The organism is Prevotella sp. KH2C16 (assembly GCF_900113305.1).
In the GTDB taxonomy this organism is placed as follows: domain Bacteria; phylum Bacteroidota; class Bacteroidia; order Bacteroidales; family Bacteroidaceae; genus Prevotella.
On the sequence record NZ_FOOW01000008.1, the window covers coordinates 109,150 to 131,801 of the forward strand.

The window sequence follows — 22,652 nt, forward strand, 5'->3', positions numbered from 1 at the left end:
TAATCAGTCTTTTGCGATTACCCTTAAGTCAATATTGTAAGTATTCTTGTAGAAGTCCAACAGTACATTCCACTTGTGTGCCACAGCCGGGTAAGCCAAGAAAGCCTCTACCTCTGCATCCTTGGCATTTAGGATCTGCGCCATATAATACTTGTAGTCATTGGCCTTGTTGGTGGCTTCCACACCCCAGGAAGTGTAGGTGGCAGAAGAGCGATTGGCAATCTCCTGATAGGCACTATACCCATACTGACTATAGTTTGGAATGAAACCACGGTTGCGTAGCTCGTCAATAGGATAAGTATAGGTGCTATACCATTGATTTACCTTTGTCTCAGTATATGATGGCTCTGTTACATAGTCGGTACCCTCATAAAACTCATCAGGAATTCTGATGATACTCTGCTGGCGGTAATAATCCCAAAGCGCGGTAAAGAGCTCCACCTTACGGGCATGTTTTGTAGCAGCGTCCATCTTGGCTACATCGTTCATACCGGCTATGATAAGGGCATTACTAGTAATATAGTAGTTCTGGGTATTCTTCATAATCTGGCCATCACCAAAATCGCGCTCGGTATAGACAGAATCAGCAAGGAACACACGGTAAGGGATACCGCCATTCTTTTTGAAACTGTCATCGAAATATTTCAGCCAGATGTCTTGAAGATAGTCGAGCATGGCCTCTACATTTTTCGGAGCACCCATAATGCACTTCATGACACGACCGCCGCTGTTTGCATTACCAGTTACCTGTGTCCAGAAGGCATCCTTCTGAGTGTAATCGTAGACAATGTATGAACCATATTTGTTATAGATGTCTTGTATGCGGGCATTGGCTGCATCAGAAGCTCCTTTCTGCGGTAGCACATAGTCATCGATAATTTCAATCGGAGCACCAATATCTTCACCGTCGCCGGCACAGTTGCTCATGCTGAGCAATACGACTATTGATAATGCGAAATATACAAATCTCTTCATAATGTAAATTTCTTATTAATCTGATAATATTAATTAATTTTTGATGTCCACAGGCTGACGGTCATCAGCCTTGCGTGCTTCGTTCTGTATGAGACTGGTATTATACTCGAACACAGATTGAGGCAAAGGCACCGTGTAGAGAGGATCGTTGTGTTTGAGTGTGTAAATCTGGTTAGGGCCAGCCTTCTCCGTACGGTAGATGTGAGTTATCTCAGGCATGCCCTGACGACGCAAATCGAACCAGCGAAAACCCTCGAAGCAGAACTCGCGGCGACGCTCATCGCGAATTTGCTTAAGCAGTTCGTCGCCGCTATAGCTCTTCGGAGTATAGTTGGCATAACGGGTTGCACAGAAAGCATTGAGATCCTTCAGTGCATTAGCATCCTGATGAAGCAGCGCCTCAGCTTCCATTTTATTGAGATAAGCCTCGGCCGTGCGGATGTTTTGAATCAAGCCCGAACCTGTAGACTTTAGAATTACACCCGTGTTTTCATTCCAGGCTTTAAGTCCAAACTGATCCCAGCGCATATCATAGTTAGCATCATTAGAAGTGAATGTCTCTCCACTATTCGCAGCCTTATACTGTTGCCAAAGGTTTAGGAAACTGATTGCGGCTCCATCCTTATAGCTACTGTTTTCCGGGCGTGTGCTCGGCCCAAACACCCAAAGAACTTCAGGGTTAGCGTAAGTAAATGGATTTTGGTTACCCGCAGACCATGTACTATTAAACTCAACAGGAAGATTAGCCAGACGAATACCGAACTTAAAAGCCTTGTCTGTCTCTTCAATGCACTCCTTGTATTTCTCCATGAAAAGATAAGCTCTTGAGAGCAAGATGTGAATTACGGGTTGAGTGATATGAAAATTGCCTGACTGGACAGTATAAGGATCCATAAGTCTGGCAGCTTCCTGAAGCCCCGGCACAATGACCTTATCATATACCTGGCCAACTGTAACGCGGGCGATACCATCTTTTGAGAGGTTGGCATCGAGCTTCAATGGAACTCCAAGAGCCTCCTTATTATAATTATAAGGCTCACCGTATATATTAACCAGCTGGAAATAGAGCAGGGAGCGCACGGCAAGAGCCTCGGCTTTGACACGATCGCGCTGTTCCTGTGTACCGGTGGCATTGTCGATGCCGTCAAGTACAGCATTGCATCCCATTATCTTCTGATAGCACTGACCATAAGTAGTGGCGTTGGCAGTTTCATTGATACTAGTTCCGAATCCATCGAGATCCTGTGAGTAAGGCTGCCAGGTGTACAACGGCATTGGGGTAACTGCCATGCTCTCACCGGCGAAATTGTTTATCCTCCCAATATAGTTCCAATTCTCGTCATACTGATCTATCTCTGCATTCACCTGAGCCTCACAGTCATCGTCCATAAATCCAATCCACCCGAAGGCTGGAACAGCATTGTCAGGATAACCGTTACCGACAAGGAGCTCAGAGAAGTCGGATGCTGTCTTTGGAATGACCTCACTTTGTGATTCCTCCTCAAGGAAGTCTCCGCAACTGGAGAGTAGCAAGACCAAAGCTGGCAAGAAAAATATTATCTTTTTCATATGTTTGTTTCCTCCAAATATTTAAAATGTGAGATTTACACTAAGTGAGAATGATCTGCGTGCTGGCCATGAGGCCGTTTCAGGATCGCGTCCTTTCCATGCGCCGTCGAAGGCTATAAAGAAGGGATTGGTGAGCGAAGCCGACACATAGGCGTTGCGCATGCCGAGACGAGAATATAAAGAATTAGGCAAGTCGTACTGGAGACTAAGCGTGCGACAACGAATAAAATCAGTATCGGCGACACGCGCAGTTGAGGAGTTATACATGTCGTAAAGACTGCTCATATAGGTTCCTGAAGTTCCATAATAGAGAGTCACATAAGTATCATTCGGATTGCCTGCCGGAATTGAAGGAATATCGGTGTGGGACTCATCACCCGGCTGCCGCCATCTATCGAACATATAGGTCGGTACATTGGCCTCGGGGCGTGGAAGGCCCGTTGTTGCAAAATACTTTGGCAAATAGGCCTTTGCTCCGAACTGCATGGCAAATGTTGCACGCAGATGGAAGTTCTTGTAGCGCAACGATGTATTGACACCCCCGGATATATCGGGATTAATTTTACCAATCTTAACGAGATACCCTCGGAAGTCTGTTGGAGTCTTGTCTGGCTTCAGTCCGTTTATAATGGGCTTACCTGTTTTAGGCTCAAGACCGCCAAAGTCGAAAGCATAAAGAGTGCCGTAGGCCTCGTCTCTAACAATGGCAGATCCAGAAAGATATTCAGCAGGCGTGTTGGTGAAGTTGTTGTTCTCCACATGATTGAAGTCGCGGCTGGTATTGAAGGAAAGCGACCATGTCCAGTCCTTAGTACGGATTGGAGTACCGCTGATCAAGAACTCGTAACCATAGTTCTTCATCTTAGTTCCGTCAATATAAGCGGAAGCCACACCATACTCAGCGCCAACTGTTGCAGAAGAAATAACTTTACTTATCTTATTATAATAGTTGAAGGTTGCACTCAAGCGTCCGTTGAAAAACGAAAAGTCTACACCCAGGTTCCAATCCTTGGTTTTCTCCCATCCCAGGTCAGGATAAGGCAAGGAGATGATACCCAGGTAATATTGTTTGAAGTAGTCGTGCAGCCCTTGGTCGCGAGCTATAAGGTAAGGAGAAACTTCTGTTACGGCATTGCCACGCCATCCATAAGAGAATGAGATATCGAACATATCATACCACGAATGTGCCCATTGCATCCAAGGCTCTTCGCCAATGCGCCACTTGGCACCAAAGGATAACGACGGATTAAAACGCTTGTTCGCATCCTGTCCGAAGCGGTTGGATGCGTCCAAACGACTATTGAGGTTGATGACATACCGGTTGTCGTAACTGTAAACGGCAGTAAAATATTCACTAAGGGTATTGGAAATGGTATTCACCACATTGGTTCCCTGACGCATCAGCTTATTCAGGTCGGTGTTGCTGCGATAATTTGTGGCAGAGGCCAGCGTGCTGATATCTGGTATACTGGCAAAGCCTTCACCACGGTATTTCAGATATCCGTAACGCAGGTTGGTGTTACCGTCCACTTTATTAGATGTTACCTGAGCACCGAGATTGAATGTCAGGGAGTGCTTCATTGCAAATGTGTTGTTGTAAACCAGTGAACCGCGGAACGAATAGTTCCTTGTTGACTGGCTGGATGTATTGAGAAGGCCACCATAAGGCAATGGGCTTGAATTCTCTGCAAGAGAGTTAGGGACAACTCCTCCTACCTCATATCCACGAATCTGCGCAATGACATTGGTGTATTCTGTGGCATACTGCTTGGTGTTGACTGAAGCCAGACTTAAAGAGGCATCACCCTGCACCTGCAGATGTTTAGCCACATCCCAGCGGAGGCTGAGAGTTGACTGAAAGGTCTGAGTGATGTTTCGATTACCGCTGTTGGCAATTTCGTTAAGGATATTATAGTTGTAGTAGTTCAAGTCCTGAATAGCATAACTCGTTTGTCCATATACAGGATAGAAATAGTAACTACCGTCAGCATTGTAGGCCGGAAGATAGCGTGCCGTATTCATAGCATAGTCGTAAGGACTCACGCCAGAATAGTAGTCGTTGTTCTTGCGATAACTCCCTGCTACCATGAAATCGATAGTAAGTTTATCAATAGGACGGAAGGTGTTATTAGAACTTGCGGTAACCTGGAAAAGATCATTGTTTTTGGCCTCACCTGGAGAGTTGTTCAACCCGAGAGAGAAGCGACTCTGGAACTTCTGGCTACCACCGGAGACAGACACATTCTGCTGGGTGCTCACCGGAGTACGATAGAGAAGGTCGAACCAATCGGTGTTCATATTCTCCATCATTCGGAATTCATGGTCGAATTCTTCCTTGGTAATACTTTTGTCATGCAGCCGTTGAATAAGTCCGGCATATCCAACAGGCAGGATGCGTTGGGTATAAGCATCGCGGTCTAGATAGGCTTGCTGGTTGAATTCCATGAGCTGCTGAGAATTCATCATATCATAGAGTCCATAGCTCGGACGCTGGGTAACAGTAAGAGAAGCACTATAGTTGACACTCAGCGGCTGGTTGGCCTTAGCCTTCTTGGTAGTTATGACTATCACGCCATTACTTGCCTGCGAGCCGTAGATGGCCGTGGCAGAGGCATCCTTTAGTACTGTGATGCTTTCAATATCGTTAGGGTTCAGCCAGCTGATGGCGTTCCCGGCCGTCTGAAGCATTTCGTCCATGTCGCTGGAGAGAGGACTTGCATCATTAGGTATTGGTACTGGATTAGTCTGAATAACTCCGTCAACCACCCACAGAGGCTCCTGATTGCCAAGCAGTGTGGAAGTTCCACGGATTCGGATCTTCGGTGTACCCCCTACTTTACCCGTGATATTCATTACCGACATGCCCGGGATGACACCCTGCAGCATCTGGTCGATGGAGTTCTCACCCGCCACGAGCACATCTTCGGCCTTCACTTGATTGACAGCTCCCACATACTGCCCGCGATTATAAGTGCCATAACCGGTAACTACGACATCGTCGAGAAGCGTGGCATCATCCTGCAGAATCACATTCAGGCTGATCTGCCCCCTGTAGTTGATTTCCTGAGTGGTCATGCCGACATAGGAGAACACGATTGTTCCCGACTTGATTCCTTGCATGTCGATTTCATAATTACCCACAGCATTAGTTACCGTCATGATCTTGGTACCCTTAACCTGAATGGTTACACCCGGAAGAGCCACACCATTGCGATCCTCTACCTTACCATAGACATGCCCTGCCTTCATATCCTGCTGCACGGATTGCGAACGAATTACCGTCCCGGCAGAGGCCTTTGAAAGAGGAATCATCAAGAGCACCCATAAAAATGAGATAATCTTTCCCTTCATAAGTTTCTGTTTTAGTTTTATATTTTCTTGTGCTTGTTAATTGTTTGAATCAAGGCCTTGCAGGCTTTCTCCTTATATATAATAATAGGTGTAAGACAACTGCGGTAAGTTAGGTTCCATAAACGGCGATATCGGGCAAACTGCTTCCTTGCTTCAGCAGAGTTTTCCACATCCTTCTTCAGGCAAAAAAGCTCCTCTTCTGAAGCGTTTCCTTCCAAAATCGGCCATATGTTTTTATCGTTAAGACCTGTTGCCATTTGTCATTCTATATTATTAAGACAATTTAAAGTCCATTTACCCTTATCAAAAACTAAAAAAAATAACTCAAACTAATATTTCGTTTCCAAATCATTATTTTTACGACTGCTTTTCTTTTAAAAAAGAAACAGCAAGGAGTATTTTCCGCCCATTCACGCCCCACGGATGCCGCCATCCGCAAACGGAAAAACAAAAGACGGCTAAAAGGCGAGTCGGAAGCCGTTAAAAGGCGAGTAAAAGGCGGCCTTTTACTTTTCCCTATGTGCAGCCCGCTCCTGAGGTGGCTATCTGAAAGTTTCAGAACGGCAAAATATAGGCAACAGACAGCAAATCTACAAAAAAAGATTTATTTTATTACATTCCATTCAAAAAGAAGTAGTAACTTTGCAGGGAAATCCAAACCGGGATTAAAAATATAGATACCATTATAATGAAAAGATTATTTTTCTGCCTTGTGCTGTGTCTTTTGCTCTCTTCTCTGAGCATCAAGGCACAAAATCCGTGTGTGGTAATGCCACAACAGTTGAAAACCGGGGGTACTGCCACCATCACCTACGACCCGTCCCTGACAATACTTAAGGGGCAAACAGACATCGAGGGAGTCTACTATCTCTGGAAAAATTATTCCTGGGAAGCCTATGACATGAACCTCAGCAAGAAGGATGGCAAACTCACTACCACCATCCAACTGCCCGGGGATGCCGCGCTTCTGGCATGGAAGTTCTATACGGCTGACACCGTAGATGTCGGCGGCGACCAGTTCATGTATGGCTATTACATCCTTGACAAGAACGGAAACAACATGCCGGGGGCCAACCTTGGATGGGGCTTCCTGCGCGGGGAAACGACCCAGGATCTTGCCGGCATTCCTTCCATTAGCAACCTGGGATGGAAGAAAATCAACAACCAGGTAGTCAAGATGTGGATTAACAATGAGCTGAGATACCATCCCGAGGAGAGCCCGAATGTAAACTGGTTTGCAGCCAAGGCACTGATGCGCGACTCCATACCCGTAAGCAAGGACCTCATCCGAGAGAACATCCGCAAGGAACTACAGTTTGAGACCATCAAGGGGCTCAACTTCAAGTTCACGGAAGAGCAACTCCTGAAAGCCTATGATGTGGCCGAGAATCTACTTGGAGACACCGTCCTCATGGACACGCTCAAACTGATGATCAAAGACCGGTTCAAGGGGGGCGAGTTCGACCGTGAGGAGGCGTTGAAGCAGATATGGGAGTCTACACTTCACCAGAAGAATCCGAAGGATCTTACCGACTCCAACAAGGCATTTGCCAAGTTTCTGAAAAAATATCCTGATGAAAAGTTCCGCGACAGCTATGTGCAATGGGACATGTTCAATCACTGGTATGCCGGGAATTTTCGTGCCCTCACTTACGACGACATCATGAAACGCAACGACTACTCCACCCTGCTGGAATACCTCCCCCATACACCCTATTCGTATCTGGGCACCTATTTCTGGCACTGCGTGATGATTCCCTATGAGCGTGGCGATGTAAAGCCCGGCTTCATCTATCCGATAGCGCAGAAGATAAGAGCCGAAATCATGGGGCGAGACCGGACAAAGGCCGACAAGGTGTGGTCGCCCAATGAATGGGAGGAAAAGAAGTATTCCGACTACCTGATGCACTGGCTCGACTATGCAAAAATCCTGAACGATGTGAACAAATCTCAGGAGGCTCTTGCACTTTGCGACACGCTCAGCCAGTATTACGGCGTGGCGAATGCCGACTTCAACCATTTCTATATGACCATGCTTGAGAAAGGCGGACGAAGCAGCAACGAGATTCTCACCAACATCAAGGCAGCCGTAAACAAGAACACGGCCTCACCCGAGATGCTGGCCTATCTGAAAAACGACTATGTGAAGAGCCACAACGGCGAGCAAGGCTATGAAGCCTACCTGCAGAACCTGAAGTCGGCAAGCCAGATGGAAGCACAGAAAGCACAGGTGCTGAAAAAACTTATAAAGACTCCGGCCAAGCCGTTTGCCTTCGACAAACTGGAAGGCGGGCGCATCGACATGGCCAAAGACTTGAAAGGAAAGATTGTCGTCATCGACCTCTGGGCCACATGGTGCGGTCCCTGCAAGGCTGCCATGCCTGGCATGCAGATGGCTGTCAACAAATATAAGAACGACAAGAGCATACAATTCCTCTTCCTCTCGACCATGGAGCAAGACAAGAATTTCATCGCAAAAATCAAGGAATTCATCAAACAGAAGGGCTATAACTTCCAGGTGGTACTCGACGAGCCCAACAAGGAAAGCGGCCTGCGCGACCTTGCCTATGCCACATGGGGAAAGACTTTCCAATCGTCGGGCATTCCCTGGAAGCTCATCTTCGACAAGGAGGGCAATGTGAGATGGATGTCCACCGGCTATTTCGGCAGTCCGTCGGCTCTCTGTGATGAGATCAGCTATGTCATAGACTATCTGGAATCAGAAAAATAAAATGAAAAGAATCATGTTATCAGGCTTGTTGCTTCTTGCAGCAAGCCTCTTCGCTTCAGACCTGATGGCACAAGAGCGGGGCTTCACATCCGACAGCATCGTCTTCCATGGCAACGACACACTACGCCATGGCGCCACACTCACCCTGCCGAAAAATCAGAAAAAGAGCGTAGCTGTCATCATCGCGTCGGGCTCTTATCCGCAGGACCGCGACGGAATGATGGCCGGGAAGCCCATCTATAAACAGATGGCAGAATATCTGAGCAATCGGGGAATTGCCGTCTTAAGAGTAGACGACCGTGGAGTCGGAAAGTCAAACGGAGTCTATGAAAAAGCCACTACGGCCGATTTTGCCAATGACATCATTGCCGCCGTCAACTATCTGAAGACACGCAAAGACATCCGGCATAACAGAATAGGGGTTCTCGGACACAGCGAGGGCGGAGCCAGCATGTCGATAGCCGCGAGTAAATGCAAGGATATTAGGTTCCTCATATCAGCTGCGGGGCTCATGTCGCCAGGATTAGAGTCTGTGATTCAGCAGAACATCGACATCGTACACACCACCGAAGGGCTGCCGGAATATGACATGAAGCGCTATGATGAAATCAACAACATCATGTTTCATACAGCCTATGAGTATGCCGATGCCGACAGTGCCACCCTGTCGAGCCGTCTCTATGAGGAATACTACAAATGGCAAAAGAAGGATTCCGTGTATTTCAAGACCCTCGGCATAGAATTCGATCATTTCCGCTGGTCCATCTACATGTACGCCCTCCAAGCCAACACGCCTTGGTACCGATTCTTCATCCGCTATAATCCACAAGACTATTTAAGTAAGGTAAAGGTTCCCTTCTTAGCCGTCAACGGGGATAAGGATGTGATGGTGAATTACAAGGAAAACCTTGGCAATGTGAAGAAGTTCCTCGCCCACAACAAGGATGTGAGCATCGTGGTCATTAAAAACATGAACCATCTCTTCCTCCCATGCCAGAAAGGCACGCAGGCAGAATATCATTCCATCAAGGCTGGCATATCCCAAGAAGCCATGGAGACCATCTACCGCTGGATAAAGAAGAGATTTCTATAAGAATGAGGTTGGAATAAATCATCCGTACATCCCCCATAAGCATGCAAAGCCACGCCCGACTACCGAAAGGGAGCCACCTTTCCCGGAACTATGACTTCCTCTGTAACCGTTCAAGACATCCTATGAAACCGTCGGCTGTGCATTGAGCTCCATTCTGGAAGTGGTCGCCGGCATTCCATACCGGTGCGGTGCGTGGCATCGCCGAGCTGTATTCGGAGCATCTTGTGGTATTGGCAGATGTTATGGCCTACTTGTGCTATGGCTATGGCTTTGTCTTTGGGCAACTTCTCCTTGTCGCCAATTCTTATCTTTTCTAATTCCATATCCCTCAATATACAATGTGCATCATGTCTTTCATTTCCTGAAATCCTACCGACTTGTAGAGGGATCTGCCGCTATCGGTGGTTTCCAGATATATCTTTTTGATGCCCCTGTCCAAGGCCTGACCTACAAGCCAGCGCACAATGACGCGACCTATACCTTGGTGCCGGTAGGGCTCACGACAGTAAATATTCATCAGATAGGCACAACGCCCGTTAGGATTGTCGGGCGAAGGCATCTCTTCGTAAATACAAACGCCACCACATCCAACCGTTTCGCCATCCACCCTGGCAAAGCAAGCGACATGGCCGCCTTGGGGAATCTGCTGCCGATAATAGCGGAGGTTCGCCCTTTCCAATTCTTCAATGCTGGCATCTTCCGGCAGGACGAAGACATGACGCAGCACCTCCATGCGCCACTCCATCAGCATTTCAAGGCTCTCTATCCCTGCCTGCACAATTTCTATCTGTCTCATATCAGTCTTATAAGTTCCATTCCTTCAACACAACGGGCAGTGCTTTCCGGTCCACTTTCCCATTGGGCGTCATGGGCAGGGCCTGCATCTTGACGAAAAACTCCGGAACCATGAAGGGCGTGAGATACATCGAGAGCTTGCGCCGCAGTTCATGATAATCGAATTTCGCCTCGTCGCGCGGCACGATGTAGGCCACAAGGTAAGACAACCGGTTGCTGTCGGTGTAGGCAGACACTACGGCCTTCTCCACCTCACTGCAAGTGTTGAGCAGGTTTTCCACCTCATCACATTCCACGCGCATGCCCAAGATCATCACCTGGTTGTCTTTCCTGTGCACAAAAGCCACATTGCCATCGGGCAGCACATAGCCCAAATCTCCACTTTTATAAAAGCTACCGCGCGTTTCATCCATGGAGAAATTAGCCTGCTCGGGCTTGCTGCCTACATATCCCTGCGACACGCCGTTGCCGTAAATATATATTTCACCCGTCTCGCCCTGCGGCAACGGGCGGCCTTCATCGTCCATCACCGCCATCTCCACGCCGAGAACGGGCTTGCCGATAGGGTATGTCCCGTCATCAAGGGTATAGCCGCCGTTGCACCGATAGTACGAAGCGCATACCGTTGTTTCAGAAGGCCCATAAGTATTATAGACCAAGGCCTTGTCAAGCAAGCGGGTAACATACTTGCCGCGCAGCACATCGCCACCGCTAATGATAAGGCGCAGGGAAGAGGGAATCGTGTCAAGCTTGTTCATTTCAAGCAGCAGATACGGGAAACCGCTTATCTCCGTTATCTGGTTTGCCTCGACATAGGCCATAAGCTGGTGTATGTCTGCCTTGGTCTGCTCATTGGGAATGCAGAGCGCCGCACCCGAGAGAAGCGTAGTAAACATCTCTTCCACAAAGATGTCGAATGAGCAAACGCTGTGTTGCAGCATGCGGTCGCCTACCTCCGGGTGAAATTCATGTTGGAAAGCACGCACATAGTGGCATACATTGCGGTTGAGCACCTTTACTCCCTTGGGCTCGCCGGAAGTGCCCGAGGTATAGAGCACATAGGCAAGACCGTCGGCCCGCGACATGTCGTCAATATGCACATCCTTACGGATTACCTGTCCTTCTTCGATGAGAAGCTTGCGGAAACCATTGTTGATGTGGCCGGCATACTTCTCGTGGGTGATGAGGAAATCCACATCACATTCCTTCATCATATAGCGGATGCGCTCTACCGGGAAGCCCGGCTCTGCCGGCACATAGGCGGCACCCACCTTGACAGCAGCAAGGATTGAGGCTATGAACTCCACATTATGATCCATCACAATGCCGATGAACGACGGGCGGTTACAGAGGAATCTCGAGGCCACGGTGTCCACGAGCCGTTCGAGCTCCAAGAATGTCAACTGTCGACGGTCATCCATCACGGCAAGAGCATCAGGATGTTTCTCCACCTGTCGGTGAAATAGCGAATAAATTGTGTCCTTTTCTGTCTCCATTGTCGTTTCCTTTATTTTGTTCTACGAGACAAAGGTAAGGAAAAAACGGCAAAGTCAGCCTAACATAGCCTTAACCTTTCCTTAAAATTTCATCAGCACACAATGCGCCCGACGGCTCCCCCTCCAACCATCCCTTGCCAACAAGAACGGCAGCGGCCGACAGCTCCACACTTTCAGGCGGTTATCCGGCTGACAAAATCGGCGAGATTGAACGACAAAATCGGCGAATTCATGGGACAAAATCGCCGATTTTGTCAAACAGGAAGCAGCTTCCGACACGGCAACGGGCATCATCCCGAAGGAAAAGGCACAAAAAAAGAGGCCATGCCTTGCGGCCTGACCTCTCATAAAGGATGCTTTATGTCAGATGTTCACTTGCCTAAAGTGAGCATGTTGAACTCGCTCACCTTGGAGATAATCCTGTTGGTGCCTTCCAAAACCGACACGCAAATCTTGACAGTTCCTTTCTTGAGACGATTGTCGGCTTTAACGAGCACCCCACGCACATCAAGGAAGCAGATTGCCGTAGATTTCCAGCAGTATAAATTCTCATTTTGGCTAAATTTCAAGCTATTCTCTTTTTCGAGACATGAAAACAAAAACACCGGGAATCACATATTTACCCGAAAAATTTCGTTCGTTTCAAAAAAATAGAGTAGATTTGTACTTATAAACTTCAACAAAGTGAAGATAAGGTTGGAAAAGCCAATGATAAATATCCCTTTGAAGATGGTTAGAATATAAAATTATGCCAGATCTGTATGGGTCTTCTACACTCGACTCACCTGAAGAATGTGGATGCAAGTTGAATATAACTTCTGTGATGTAAGAGCGGGCGTTACCTTGGTGCCGGCTGGCAACATGGGTATGGAAACTTATGACAGACTAAATGCACATGGCATCACAGTAATGAGGAATGCCATGGAAGGGTGGATGATGTACTGAAGCCAGCATGTGTAAATTCCATCAATCACTAAACGACTCTCATTTGATATGGAAAAGCATAGAGAAGAATGCCTTGTCTGCGGCGCCCCTTTGAAGTTTCTGGAACAGCCTGTGGAGATGGAATGTGCCCTTTGCCACAAGATGTTCATCAACAATGTGTGTTGCGAAAGCGGGCATTATGTCTGCGATGAGTGCCACATATCAGGGATTGATCAGATTACAGGTATCTGCCTGGGTGAGACCTCAAGCAATCCGTTTGTAGTTCTGGAAAAGATGATGTCATTGCCTGCTTGCCACATGCATGGCCCGGAACATCATTTTATGGTAGGTGCTTCGCTGATTACGGCATACCACAATGCCTGTGGCGAAGTGGATATGCAATGGGCTTTGGGAGAAATAATGCGCAGAGCCAAGCAGGTTCCTGGTGGAGCGTGCGGCAATTGGGGAGCATGTGGTGCTGCCATCAGTACAGGTATGTTTGTGAGCATTGTCACCAAGAGCAGTCCACTTGCCAAGGAAGCTTGGAAACTGAGCAACCAGATGACTTCTCGTTCGCTTGCGCAAGTTGCAGAATATGGCGGACCTCGTTGCTGTAAGCGCGATTCTTACCTATCCGTACTGACAGCCATTGATTTTGCTGCAGACAAGCTTGGCATCAAGATGGAGAGACCAGAGAAGATCACTTGTTCAAGAAGTGCATTCAATAATCAATGTTTAGGCATAAAATGTCCATTCCATCCAGTCGTTTATAAGGTAAATTTTTAGACGATGATGATTACTGATACGCTCGACTTGTGCCCATACTTACAGAAGAAACTGTTTGGAGAAGTGTCGCTCCGCACAGGAGTGATGATCCTGGCAATACGGTGGTTTGGCCACCACAGGAATGGAAGGCTACAAGGGAGCACCTACCGCTACGGAATACGGTATTGCTTGCGTAGCGAATTGGTTAAAAGAAAACAATACAGATAGAAGATGAAAAAATTGATTTTGACAATTGCTTTACTGCTGGGCGCAACAACGATGAACGCCCAAAAAGAGAATGGATTCAAGAAAATCAATGTTCAGCAGGATTTTGCAGAGAACGGTTTTTCTTATTTCACGGGTGCCCCGATCCTTGCAGCTGGTGATAGCGTGAAGCACAATGCCATGACTATCGGCTGGGGAGCTATCGGGAATGTGTGGGGCATGCAGCGACCATCAGTAACTGTATATGTGGCTCCCAAGCGTTACACACATGATTTCATGGAGAAATCGAAATATTTCACTATAATGGACTTTGCCGATCCTGAGATTGCCAAGTACCTAGGCAGTCATAGCGGTCGTGATGGCGACAAGGCTAAGGCTCTTGGCCTGCATGTGGCATATACCAAGAACGGCACTCCCTATTACAAAGAGGCATCATCAGTAATAGAGTGTGAGATTATGTATGCAGAGGACATGAAGGAAGAGAATTTCCGCAACGATGTTCCAAAGCGTCAGTACAAAAATTTCTCGGCGGGCATCCACACCATGTATATTGGGGAAGTTGTCGATGCTTGGAAGAAATGATCGATAGCATTATGCCAGAGTTCAGGGAAATGCGCAGAAAGCGCCAGTTGCTCTCGGAAGCTGAGAGTATTGAGATATTGGCAAAGGCCACATCGGGAGTATTGTCGCTGATAGGCGATGAAGGCTATCCTTATGGCGTACCAGTCAGCTATGTCTATACTGATGGCCACCTCTATTTCCATTCAGCATTGAGTGGACATAAGACTGATGCTATCAAGAACTGTGAAAAGGCTTCTTTCACAGTAATTGCTACAGATGATGTAAAGCCTGAGAAGTTTACTACCTATTTTCGTAGTGTCATCTGCTTTGGCAAGGTTCATATCATCGAAGATGCCGAAGAGAAGATGCGTACTCTGCGACTGCTGTCAGAACATTATAGTCCAGGAGAAGAAGGAACCGAAAAGGAGATTGAAAGAGGTTTCTCACACATGTGCATGATTTGTTTTGAGATTAAGCACATGACTGGTAAAGAAGCAATAGAACTAACGAAACAGCGAAAGCAGAGTGATGCTCGTGTCAGCTTTGTCGAGTAGCGCCGGAAGCCGACAGTCGGCAGAAGGCTAATTAGTTAGATCAAGAATAACCCAAAAATATACGATTATGGCATGTGAAAATTGTAAGTTCAGGGCTCACTACGACAAAAAGCCCACATCAGCATTAGGACGATTCTGGCGTTGGCACATCAACTTCTGCCCAGGATGGAAGGCTTATTTCACTTCACTCCCTAAAGAGGAGCAGGCAAAACTAAGAGATAAATACAACTTTAAAAAGTACACGGACTAAATGGCACCAAGAAAGCGAAAGAAAGCTCCTGTGGGAGAGCTACAAACTGCAAATGCCTTACGCCACTCACTATGAGAAAGCAAAGGCTGGTGCATGATTAGAATAATAGACTGTTTCTATTATGGCATAGATAAAATCGTTTGTTCGCCTATGACATAATTCGTATTTTTGTTTCATCAACCAAAAACAACAAGGAAAATAAAAGATATGGAGACATTTACAGACATAATCAATAGCAAGCAATTGACGCTGGTAGATTTTTTTGCAACATGGTGCGGTCCCTGCAAGATGATGCATCCAGTACTTGAGCAACTAAAGGATGAGCTTGGCGAGAGTATCCGTATCATCAAACTTGATGTAGATAAGAACGAGGCACTCTCTATGCAGTACCGCATCCAGTCGGTACCTACTCTCCTGCTCTTCAGGAATGGCGAGGTAGTCTGGCGCCAAAGTGGAGCAATGAGATTGAATGACCTAAAGGTGCTGATTGCTCAATATAAGTAACAACATGACTATACATTAAATTATGCAGTACAGATGTACAATTTGTGGGTATGTGTATGATGATGCCAAAGAAAGCGTTCCATTCGCAGAATTGCCTGACACTTGGCAATGCCCATGGTGCGGCGCACCAAAATCATCTTTTGAGCCTATAGAAGAAGCACCAGTCAAAGATATTGTTTCGGAAGTAGCTCCAGTAGCAGAACCTATTACTGCCCCAACAGAACTTGACCCAGATATGCAGAAGCTATCAGCAGGTCAGATGGCAGCTTTTTGCTCAAACCTCGCTCGTGGTTGTGAGAAGCAGTACATGCCTAAGGAGCAGGAACTCTTCAACGAATTGGCAAAGTATTTTGCAAAGCACGCCCCAAAGGTTGAAGATGCCACCGTAGAGTCCGTCTCCGTTCAGCTTCAGCAGGATTTGGACGACTACAAGTCGGTAATGCAGACAGCTCAGGATCATGGTGATCGTGGTGCTCTGCGTGTTTGCACTTGGGGCGAGAAAGTAACTCGTATTCTCAGCATGTTAGTAAATAAGTATCAGAAGGAAGGTGATGCAATGCTCCAAGATACTGACATCTGGGTCTGTACAGTTTGCGGATTCGTCTTCATCGGAAAGACTGCACCGGAGCTTTGCCCAGTATGCAAGGTACCAGCATGGAAGTTTAACAAAATAGACGGGAGGAGGTAATTATGGAGAATAAAAATGTTTATGCGATTCGTAATCTGCGTCTCTGTACAAAAGATTGTCTTTGCCTCTATGTTTGTCCAACTGGAGCCACAGACACAGAGAATAGCATCATTGATGTTGAGAAATGTATCGGCTGTGGTGCTTGCGCCAATGCTTGTCCTTCGAAGGCGATTTCATTGATGCCTGTTGAGCTTCCTCTTCCACAGCAGAAAAATCCAGCGGTAGTAGATGCTCTTAACGGCATGATTGCTGCAAAGTCAAAGACGGGACGGGCATCATATCAAATCGCAGAAGAAACTGAAAGTGAGACTCTAAACCGGTTGATGAAGGCTGTAAGCCAAAGTTCTCGCATCATTGCCGAGGATCTTAGTCGTGAAGCAGGATTTATGCTTCCACAATCAGTAAATACGCAAAAGGTGCTTGAGGAATTGGTCGCTAATCCTCCTTCGGCAGATTTCCCAATAGAAGCAGCAAAGGGACTTCTTTCAACAATTAAATTCCAAAAGAATAACACTCCTAAAAACAATACAGCCATGCCAAGCAAATGAGAAGGAGCACGCAAAGATGTGGTACAAAGAACTCCACGACGGCGTAGGCACAACGGCAGAAAATCTCCTTGCTGCAGCAGAGGGTGAAAACTATGAGTGGACTGACATGTATGAAGGGTTTGCTAAGACTGCGGAAGAAGAAGGTTTCACCGCCCTTGCAGCTAAGTTCCGTCTTGTAGCTGCAATCGAGAGGCGACACGAAGAACGGTATCGTGCTCTACTGAGGAATATTGAAATTGCCCAGGTATTCGAGAAGTCAGAGGTTAAGGTATGGAAATGCCACAACTGTGGACACATCGTAGTAGGCACAAAGGCTCCTCAGATTTGTCCTGTGTGCGCTCAATCTCAGGCTTACTTCGAGATATACGAAGACAACTTCTAATAGCTCTATGATTTCAACTAAGATAGAAAACCATACAATTCTTGCTACTGAGGATAACGAGGTTGTTGGAAAGATTGAATTTGAACAGAATAACAGTGAATTCAGAATCCTCCACACTTATGCCTACCTTAGTGGCAAAGGTATTGGCTCGCTACTGATGGATGCCGCAATAAAGTATGCAGAAGAGAAGAATCTCACCATCAAACCTATATGCTCCTTTGCCGTAAAATACATGGAGCGTATGAAATGAATCCATAAAATAATTAGCTGAATCAGATGAGAGTTTACAGATTAAGTAATATCCATTACCAAATTCATCTTCTGGATATACCCAGTAATAATCAATAAGGCTTATAGGATTACTACAACCACAGAATAATATAAATATTAAAAAATATCTTACTCTTCCCATATGTGAATTTTATTTGGGGAGAGTTTTTCAATTGAAATAAATCGCCTAAAATAATTATAAATTATAACAACATGATATCATGCAATGCGGCATAGTATCATGTTGCATGATAATTTTCATCTTCTTCATTGCTATGGAGTTATAATCTGTCTATCTCATCCTGACGAGATGTTTTTCCTTTATATTTGCCCTTTGCTGCATTAAGAGTATATCGTATGCTTAATGCGATTGAACGGGATGCCCCCTTGATGTCAGAAGAATAATCGACAGTATTGGTGAAGGTGTCAAATTTCTGTCTCCAGGTATTGAATATATCATTAGCCGAGAGTGTGAATGTCCAGTTTTTCCAAGTTTTGTTCAGGGTCACCGATGCCTGCCACGAACCACGGCTATAAATCACATCCTGATTGCCGGTCCCGAGACCGAACAGATTAAAATAAGCATAGAAGCTGCCGGGAATATCGAACCGGTTGTTGAGCGACAGAATATAAAGCGGCTTGTCGTATTTTCTTACGGGTGAACCATACTTCAAATCCTGAACATAGAACACGCCCTGTATGGTGGGATGCCAAAAGCCGAAATCAAGTTGTTGGACGGCCACAAGCTGGAATGAGTTATAATCCGGCAGATTGACTGGTTGCACAACATTAATATGATCGGTGTTATCGTGTCGATATATTGAGGTAATATTCCGTTTGTTCATGGTGAATGAGCTTTGAAGGATAAATTTCTTATAATAAAGATTTAATCCTATTTTGTGGCGGAGAGTTGAGCGAAGTTCAGGATTGCCCGTTTCCCAAAGGGTAGGGGTAACATAAACATATGTGTTGTCCAGAGATTGGTATCCCGGACGAGACACGGATGCCCTGTAAAACAAAGTCATACGAACAGAAGAGTTAAAGGATATGCCCAGATTAGGCAATAAATCTGTATATGATTTTGATAAATCTTCACGAAGAACATTGTTTTGTCTGAAATCTGTATTGGTTGATTCAAGTCTAAGTCCACCATATATATTCCATCGTGTGTTGGGCGTCCAGTCAAAACCGACAAATCCCGCATAGAGATTTTGTTTTACATTGTCTGTTTCCGGAGCAATAAAATCCTGATTCCCGGTGGAAGACCCCAGATAATCCTGATTGTTGCGTGTATATGAGATTTCCGAACCTGCCTCTATTTCCACCTTGCCGATTTTTCTTGACAGTACAATCTTTCCTGACCATAAAGAGGCTTTGCTCACATTTGAGTTATAGATCATGTTGGTAGAATTATTCTCATCTACCCCCGAATTAGAAGAGCGATAGGATTTTACATAATCGGCATCTATTCGTAACCCGATATTGGCAGGCAGGGCAAAACTGCCGAAGGTATTGACATGGTGCATGGAACTTTGACTATACAGGTCACTTATTGATGCTATCACATCTTCGATTCCTTGATAATCCATGACGGATTTGGCATTGCCGCAATAATGGCTCTTGGGAGTGCGCTGAAACATATATTTGGCACCAATAGAATTGTTCCCGAAATCGTAGTTTAGCCCGGCGTCTGCCATGAGGGACTGGCTTTTGCTTTTGGCTTCGGAGTAAGTATCAGTACGATATTTTGATTCAGGATTGCTCTCCGAATAAAAACCTTCAACATAATGCCTATCCTGTTTGAAGCCAGAAAAACCGTATGATAAATCTCCCAAGACGGTAAGTCCGCTTTCTGTATGGTAATTCAATGACACATCGGCAGATTCTGACCATTCTTCACTTGCCGACACATTACCTGCTGCGACAGCATGGAATCCCTTGTTAAGTTTTTTTGTGCGTATGAGAATGACAGATGACACATCGGCGCCATATTTTGATGAAGGGTTGGTGATAATCTCTACATTGGATATATCGTCGGCGGAAAGTGATGACAGCTCACTTGTTGAGCGCACAAGCCTGTTGTTGATATAGACAACGGGCGTTCCATGTCCAAGGACAGATATTCCACCGCCAGATGCGTCAATCATCGGCAGATGCTTGATTGCCTCCATGGCATTGCCAAGTTTTGCAATAGGATTCCCTGCCATTGAGATTTGCAAGCCCCTCGGCGTTCCCTTGACATATCTCTTACTTCCCCGGACCACGACTTCTGCAAGTTCATTGGTGCTTTCGATATAAATCACGGTATCACAAGGAAGAAATACATCTGTGGTTTTGCATCCTACGGAGGATATGGAAAGAAACATCCCTTCTTTTAATGCGGTGTCGAAGTCGAACAGACCGTTCATATCCGTAAGGGTTGAGCCAATCATAACGGAGTCGGACTGCATGAGTCTCACTGTTGCGAAACCTACTGGAATGGAATCTTCCAAGGTTAAAACTCGTGATCTGACACTATAATTCTGAGCGAACATAACGATACTCGAGAATAAAGCTACTAAGAGAATAGGATATCTCATATTACAGGGGGTATAATTTCACATAACAAATATATGCAGGAAAAATGGGAAACACAAGAAAATCTCGGTTTTTTTATCAAAAAAAAAGATGTCAGAGGCATGTTTTCTCTTGAAAAAAAGAAATCGGGTGCGCTTTAGAGCAACAGGACATATTCTGTTACAGAGAACACGAAATAGAGGCGACCGGTTGGATTTCTTTCAAATGGGTTGGGAGGTAACAGAAAAATATACAAACTTTGTGGCTGTTATCAAAGAGCTCTTTGAAGCAATGCAGAATAAAGTAAGGGAAGTGGCTCGCTCGTTTCCAACTCGTAACCTTTCTATTCTTTAATCCGCCATATCCCACTGATTATTTGAAAGATACAGAACTCTTGATTTTTTTCCTCGCACATTCCGTTCCTGACAGGTATTTTCACTTCCTGTTATGTCCTGTTAGCCGCAGGTTAAACATTTAGCATAAACTCCTCTAAATGCGCCATTTAGCTAACAAGTGGCTTGTATAAACAGAAAAGAGGACTTCATTTCTGAAATCCTCTTTTTAGTGCTTAGTGACTCGCATGGGGCTCGAACCCATGACCCCCACATTAAAAGTGTTTAGGTGAAATTCTTTTAATGTTTTATATATCAGTTATTTAAGTTCTAATCTAATTTTGCAAGGATACTCGAAAGCACATTTTGTATATTCTTGTCTATATTCATACTCTTAAAAAATCTTAATTACAAGTAAATAATTAGCCTAATCTTCGATTATTCTAATATTATTTATTATCTTTGCATTATCATATTAAATATAACACTGCAAAGATAATAAATAAAGAGCAATGAACGAAGAAATTCTGAAAATAGTTTTAAATGACAAGTCTTTTAGTAAAGACGAGTCTATCTCCATTGTCGGAGGATTACGCAGGTTCACGGAGCTTTGCGCAAGTGGTAGAATACGATATTCAAAGCGTTCGTCAGCCCAAAATGGAAGGTGGCGATGCAATGCTTTTGACGTAATTAGAAATGCAAGTTTGAATTATAACGGCTGCTGACGCGGCAGCAAGGGGGTGCGGTCGTGGGCAGTTACCAGGAGGCGGCCGTTGTGGCGACACGGCGTTGCCGGGTGTAGCTTCCGCACTCCCGATTTTTGGAAACAATCAAAAATAACAGACTATGGATAGAGAAGAAAAAATAATACAAGAAGCGGCAAAGTATGCTTCTGATGCACTAACACTCGAAGAGAAAGAAGCTGCGACTGAAGGTTTCTTTCAAGGTGCAACATGGGCGGACAGCCATCCACAAAGCCATTGGCACTCGGTTGCTGACGGAGATTTGCCAAAGACTGGAATATGGATAATGGTCATGTATAAAACTATAGATGATGAATTTAATTTTTATGTCGGAAAGTTGGATGAAATAACCAAAAATGGTAATTTTATCATGTATGACAACGATACTACTTGTATGAGTTATATCGGCCGTGTTAAGTATTGGATGGAAATTCCGCAACTCCCAAAAGAAAGCGAGGCTACAAAATGAAAGTAGAAATAAAAACAAATAAAAACAAATAAAAACAAATAAATATGGCACGGCACGTAACACATATAGAGTTGTTGCTATTTAAGAAGTTAGAAACGTATGATGCTTGGCGGTGGCTTGAATACACGGCCTTGCGAATTGAGAGTTTCGACCTCTTTGGGATAAGTTTTGTTTCTTCACTCGGTGGCCGTATTTACCATAAAGGGCAATATATCATAATAGGAGCTGACAGAAAAAAGCAAATGAAAGAAAAAGAAAGACTTAACGTAGAATGGGTTAAAGAACATGAGCCTGACACCTTCCTTCTTCCGTCATGGCAGGAGATTTATAAAAAGTTGAGGAATGCAAAAGATAAAGAAACTGATATGTAAGTGCTTCGGGCACAAAGAAAAAAGAATTGCCTACATTGCTTATGGTGATGCTTACTTGCGAATATATTGCTCACGATGTGGCAAAAATTTGGCACCATTATATAAGGAATTAGAAAACGAAACAGATGGATTATGAGTAAGAAGATAATGTTTAATGATAAATTCTGTCTCACCAAGGCGGCGCTTGACGGAATAAAGACAATGACGAGGAGGATAGAGAAGCCTACAAAAATGGCTGCTGGTTACACAATGGAAGATGTGGTAAAAATCTATTGTGAATACAGTTCCTTACTTGATGTTACTTGTTTCTCATTACATGATGATGAGAAACAAATAGGAGTGTTACGACCACGCTACCAAGTCGGAGAGGTTGTGGCGATAGCACAGAGTTACAAAACACTTTATCCTAATGCTGATTTTGAAATGGAAGACAGTTATCACTTCCTGACGGAATCAAAAGGATGGAACAACAAATTATTTGTGAAAGCCGACTTGCTTCC

The 22,652-nt window shown here is 45.2% G+C and carries 23 protein-coding genes and 2 pseudogenes; 17 read left to right on the plus strand and 8 right to left on the minus strand.

Features of this window, described 5'->3' with window-relative positions:
- Positions 1 to 3 precede the first annotated feature (3 nt).
- From BM114_RS07495 to BM114_RS07505, 3 genes are read right to left on the minus strand one after another with little or no spacing between them, the layout of a single operon-like run.
- On the minus strand, positions 4 to 975 hold the full coding sequence (locus BM114_RS07495) for a hypothetical protein (RefSeq protein ID WP_143089282.1): 972 nt from the start codon (positions 973 to 975) through the stop codon (positions 4 to 6).
- Between the two features lie 33 nt (positions 976 to 1,008).
- On the minus strand, positions 1,009 to 2,544 hold the full coding sequence (locus BM114_RS07500) for a RagB/SusD family nutrient uptake outer membrane protein (protein WP_092112015.1): 1,536 nt from the start codon (positions 2,542 to 2,544) through the stop codon (positions 1,009 to 1,011).
- A 21-nt stretch (positions 2,545 to 2,565) separates the two neighbouring features.
- Positions 2,566 to 5,895 carry a SusC/RagA family TonB-linked outer membrane protein gene (locus BM114_RS07505; protein WP_092112017.1) on the minus strand — a complete coding sequence of 1,110 codons (3,330 nt, stop codon included), beginning with the start codon at positions 5,893 to 5,895 and terminating at the stop codon, positions 2,566 to 2,568.
- 688 nt (positions 5,896 to 6,583) lie between these two features.
- On the opposite strand from BM114_RS07505, the gene BM114_RS07515 reads away from it, so the two are divergent.
- Positions 6,584 to 8,626: a TlpA family protein disulfide reductase gene (locus tag BM114_RS07515; protein ID WP_092112021.1), complete on the plus strand. Its 2,043-nt coding sequence runs from the start codon at positions 6,584 to 6,586 to the stop codon at positions 8,624 to 8,626.
- 1 nt (position 8,627) lies between these two features.
- Positions 8,628 to 9,719: an alpha/beta hydrolase family protein gene (locus BM114_RS07520; protein WP_092112022.1), complete on the plus strand. Its 1,092-nt coding sequence runs from the start codon at positions 8,628 to 8,630 to the stop codon at positions 9,717 to 9,719.
- Between the two features lie 110 nt (positions 9,720 to 9,829).
- Here the strand turns inward: BM114_RS07520 and BM114_RS14120 are convergent, their stop codons facing one another.
- The 4 genes from BM114_RS14120 to BM114_RS07535 all read right to left on the minus strand — a co-directional run bounded on the left by BM114_RS14120 (position 9,830) and on the right by BM114_RS07535 (position 12,579).
- A complete protein-coding gene (locus BM114_RS14120; RefSeq protein ID WP_143089283.1) occupies positions 9,830 to 10,042 on the minus strand; it encodes a hypothetical protein in 213 nt (70 codons plus the stop codon).
- A gap of 5 nt (positions 10,043 to 10,047) precedes the next feature.
- Positions 10,048 to 10,515, minus strand: coding sequence for a GNAT family N-acetyltransferase (locus BM114_RS07525; RefSeq protein ID WP_092112024.1), 468 nt, complete (start codon positions 10,513 to 10,515; stop codon positions 10,048 to 10,050).
- Positions 10,516 to 10,522: 7 nt separating this feature from the next.
- Positions 10,523 to 12,010 (minus strand): amino acid adenylation domain-containing protein, encoded by a 1,488-nt coding sequence (locus tag BM114_RS07530; protein ID WP_092112026.1) that lies wholly within the window; start codon positions 12,008 to 12,010, stop codon positions 10,523 to 10,525.
- A 371-nt stretch (positions 12,011 to 12,381) separates the two neighbouring features.
- The gene (locus tag BM114_RS07535; protein ID WP_092112028.1) at positions 12,382 to 12,579 is read right to left on the minus strand and encodes a hypothetical protein; all 198 of its coding nucleotides are present in this window, start codon (positions 12,577 to 12,579) and stop codon (positions 12,382 to 12,384) included.
- A gap of 229 nt (positions 12,580 to 12,808) precedes the next feature.
- Here BM114_RS07535 and BM114_RS14365 point away from each other — a divergent pair, with 229 nt between their 5' ends.
- The 11 genes and pseudogenes from BM114_RS14365 (at position 12,809) to BM114_RS07580 (ending at position 17,661) form a co-directional block, all read left to right on the plus strand.
- The gene (locus BM114_RS14365) at positions 12,809 to 12,955 is read left to right on the plus strand and encodes a NifB/NifX family molybdenum-iron cluster-binding protein (protein WP_177207077.1); all 147 of its coding nucleotides are present in this window, start codon (positions 12,809 to 12,811) and stop codon (positions 12,953 to 12,955) included.
- Between the two features lie 48 nt (positions 12,956 to 13,003).
- Positions 13,004 to 13,720 (plus strand): DUF5714 domain-containing protein, encoded by a 717-nt coding sequence (locus BM114_RS07540; RefSeq protein WP_092112030.1) that lies wholly within the window; start codon positions 13,004 to 13,006, stop codon positions 13,718 to 13,720.
- Between the two features lie 3 nt (positions 13,721 to 13,723).
- Entirely contained in the window at positions 13,724 to 13,927 is a 204-nt protein-coding gene (locus BM114_RS14125; protein WP_143089284.1) for a hypothetical protein, read from the plus strand.
- A gap of 3 nt (positions 13,928 to 13,930) precedes the next feature.
- The gene (locus BM114_RS07545) at positions 13,931 to 14,506 is read left to right on the plus strand and encodes a flavin reductase family protein (protein WP_092112032.1); all 576 of its coding nucleotides are present in this window, start codon (positions 13,931 to 13,933) and stop codon (positions 14,504 to 14,506) included.
- Positions 14,507 to 14,517: 11 nt separating this feature from the next.
- Positions 14,518 to 15,039 carry a pyridoxamine 5'-phosphate oxidase family protein gene (locus tag BM114_RS07550; protein WP_092112080.1) on the plus strand — a complete coding sequence of 174 codons (522 nt, stop codon included), beginning with the start codon at positions 14,518 to 14,520 and terminating at the stop codon, positions 15,037 to 15,039.
- A gap of 457 nt (positions 15,040 to 15,496) precedes the next feature.
- A complete protein-coding gene (trxA, locus tag BM114_RS07560) occupies positions 15,497 to 15,793 on the plus strand; it encodes a thioredoxin (RefSeq protein WP_092112082.1) in 297 nt (98 codons plus the stop codon).
- 22 nt (positions 15,794 to 15,815) lie between these two features.
- A pseudogene (locus tag BM114_RS14620) lies at positions 15,816 to 15,923 on the plus strand (rubredoxin); the annotation flags it as partial.
- Between the two features lie 105 nt (positions 15,924 to 16,028).
- On the plus strand, positions 16,029 to 16,481 hold the full coding sequence (locus BM114_RS07565; RefSeq protein WP_255406464.1) for a rubredoxin-like domain-containing protein: 453 nt from the start codon (positions 16,029 to 16,031) through the stop codon (positions 16,479 to 16,481).
- A gap of 2 nt (positions 16,482 to 16,483) precedes the next feature.
- Positions 16,484 to 17,029, plus strand: coding sequence for a 4Fe-4S binding protein (locus BM114_RS07570; RefSeq protein WP_092112037.1), 546 nt, complete (start codon positions 16,484 to 16,486; stop codon positions 17,027 to 17,029).
- A gap of 16 nt (positions 17,030 to 17,045) precedes the next feature.
- The gene (locus BM114_RS07575) at positions 17,046 to 17,411 is read left to right on the plus strand and encodes a rubrerythrin family protein (RefSeq protein WP_092112039.1); all 366 of its coding nucleotides are present in this window, start codon (positions 17,046 to 17,048) and stop codon (positions 17,409 to 17,411) included.
- A 7-nt stretch (positions 17,412 to 17,418) separates the two neighbouring features.
- Positions 17,419 to 17,661, plus strand: coding sequence for a GNAT family N-acetyltransferase (locus BM114_RS07580; protein ID WP_092112041.1), 243 nt, complete (start codon positions 17,419 to 17,421; stop codon positions 17,659 to 17,661).
- Between the two features lie 301 nt (positions 17,662 to 17,962).
- Here the strand turns inward: BM114_RS07580 and BM114_RS07585 are convergent, their stop codons facing one another.
- Entirely contained in the window at positions 17,963 to 20,089 is a 2,127-nt protein-coding gene (locus tag BM114_RS07585; RefSeq protein WP_255406463.1) for an outer membrane beta-barrel family protein, read from the minus strand.
- A 1,326-nt stretch (positions 20,090 to 21,415) separates the two neighbouring features.
- Between BM114_RS07585 and BM114_RS07595 the strand changes: the two genes are divergently transcribed.
- From BM114_RS07595 to BM114_RS07610, 4 genes and pseudogenes are all read left to right on the plus strand, one after another.
- The gene (locus BM114_RS07595) at positions 21,416 to 21,781 is read left to right on the plus strand and encodes a hypothetical protein (RefSeq protein WP_092112047.1); all 366 of its coding nucleotides are present in this window, start codon (positions 21,416 to 21,418) and stop codon (positions 21,779 to 21,781) included.
- A 44-nt stretch (positions 21,782 to 21,825) separates the two neighbouring features.
- Positions 21,826 to 22,152, plus strand: a complete 327-nt coding sequence (locus BM114_RS07600) for a hypothetical protein (protein ID WP_143089286.1) — start codon at positions 21,826 to 21,828, stop codon at positions 22,150 to 22,152.
- A complete protein-coding gene (locus BM114_RS14725; RefSeq protein WP_092112051.1) occupies positions 22,124 to 22,288 on the plus strand; it encodes a DUF1660 family phage protein in 165 nt (54 codons plus the stop codon). Before BM114_RS07600 ends, BM114_RS14725 begins: the two co-directional genes overlap by 29 nt.
- A pseudogene (locus tag BM114_RS07610) lies at positions 22,285 to 22,652 on the plus strand (hypothetical protein); the annotation flags it as partial. The gene BM114_RS14725 and the pseudogene BM114_RS07610, both read left to right, overlap by 4 nt.

What these genes read in the sequence shown, in the direction of transcription:
- BM114_RS14120 (WP_143089283.1), bottom strand. Translation starts at nt 10,042, where the DNA reads ATGGAATTAGAAAAGATAAGAATTGGCGACAAGGAGAAGTTGCCCAAA.
- BM114_RS07580 (WP_092112041.1), top strand. Translation starts at nt 17,419, where the DNA reads ATGATTTCAACTAAGATAGAAAACCATACAATTCTTGCTACTGAGGAT.
- BM114_RS07500 (WP_092112015.1), bottom strand. Translation starts at nt 2,544, where the DNA reads ATGAAAAAGATAATATTTTTCTTGCCAGCTTTGGTCTTGCTACTCTCC.
- BM114_RS07530 (WP_092112026.1), bottom strand. Translation starts at nt 12,010, where the DNA reads ATGGAGACAGAAAAGGACACAATTTATTCGCTATTTCACCGACAGGTG.
- BM114_RS07545 (WP_092112032.1), top strand. Translation starts at nt 13,931, where the DNA reads ATGAAAAAATTGATTTTGACAATTGCTTTACTGCTGGGCGCAACAACG.
- BM114_RS07575 (WP_092112039.1), top strand. Translation starts at nt 17,046, where the DNA reads ATGTGGTACAAAGAACTCCACGACGGCGTAGGCACAACGGCAGAAAAT.
- BM114_RS14365 (WP_177207077.1), top strand. Translation starts at nt 12,809, where the DNA reads ATGCAAGTTGAATATAACTTCTGTGATGTAAGAGCGGGCGTTACCTTG.
- trxA (WP_092112082.1), top strand. Translation starts at nt 15,497, where the DNA reads ATGGAGACATTTACAGACATAATCAATAGCAAGCAATTGACGCTGGTA.
- BM114_RS07495 (WP_143089282.1), bottom strand. Translation starts at nt 975, where the DNA reads ATGAAGAGATTTGTATATTTCGCATTATCAATAGTCGTATTGCTCAGC.
- BM114_RS07515 (WP_092112021.1), top strand. Translation starts at nt 6,584, where the DNA reads ATGAAAAGATTATTTTTCTGCCTTGTGCTGTGTCTTTTGCTCTCTTCT.
- BM114_RS14725 (WP_092112051.1), top strand. Translation starts at nt 22,124, where the DNA reads ATGCAAAAGATAAAGAAACTGATATGTAAGTGCTTCGGGCACAAAGAA.
- BM114_RS07565 (WP_255406464.1), top strand. Translation starts at nt 16,029, where the DNA reads ATGCAGAAGCTATCAGCAGGTCAGATGGCAGCTTTTTGCTCAAACCTC.
- BM114_RS07600 (WP_143089286.1), top strand. Translation starts at nt 21,826, where the DNA reads ATGGCACGGCACGTAACACATATAGAGTTGTTGCTATTTAAGAAGTTA.
- BM114_RS07520 (WP_092112022.1), top strand. Translation starts at nt 8,628, where the DNA reads ATGAAAAGAATCATGTTATCAGGCTTGTTGCTTCTTGCAGCAAGCCTC.
- BM114_RS07595 (WP_092112047.1), top strand. Translation starts at nt 21,416, where the DNA reads ATGGATAGAGAAGAAAAAATAATACAAGAAGCGGCAAAGTATGCTTCT.
- BM114_RS07585 (WP_255406463.1), bottom strand. Translation starts at nt 20,089, where the DNA reads ATGAACGGTCTGTTCGACTTCGACACCGCATTAAAAGAAGGGATGTTT.
- BM114_RS07570 (WP_092112037.1), top strand. Translation starts at nt 16,484, where the DNA reads ATGGAGAATAAAAATGTTTATGCGATTCGTAATCTGCGTCTCTGTACA.
- BM114_RS07550 (WP_092112080.1), top strand. Translation starts at nt 14,518, where the DNA reads ATGCCAGAGTTCAGGGAAATGCGCAGAAAGCGCCAGTTGCTCTCGGAA.
- BM114_RS07505 (WP_092112017.1), bottom strand. Translation starts at nt 5,895, where the DNA reads ATGAAGGGAAAGATTATCTCATTTTTATGGGTGCTCTTGATGATTCCT.
- BM114_RS07525 (WP_092112024.1), bottom strand. Translation starts at nt 10,515, where the DNA reads ATGAGACAGATAGAAATTGTGCAGGCAGGGATAGAGAGCCTTGAAATG.
- BM114_RS07540 (WP_092112030.1), top strand. Translation starts at nt 13,004, where the DNA reads ATGGAAAAGCATAGAGAAGAATGCCTTGTCTGCGGCGCCCCTTTGAAG.
- BM114_RS14125 (WP_143089284.1), top strand. Translation starts at nt 13,724, where the DNA reads ATGATGATTACTGATACGCTCGACTTGTGCCCATACTTACAGAAGAAA.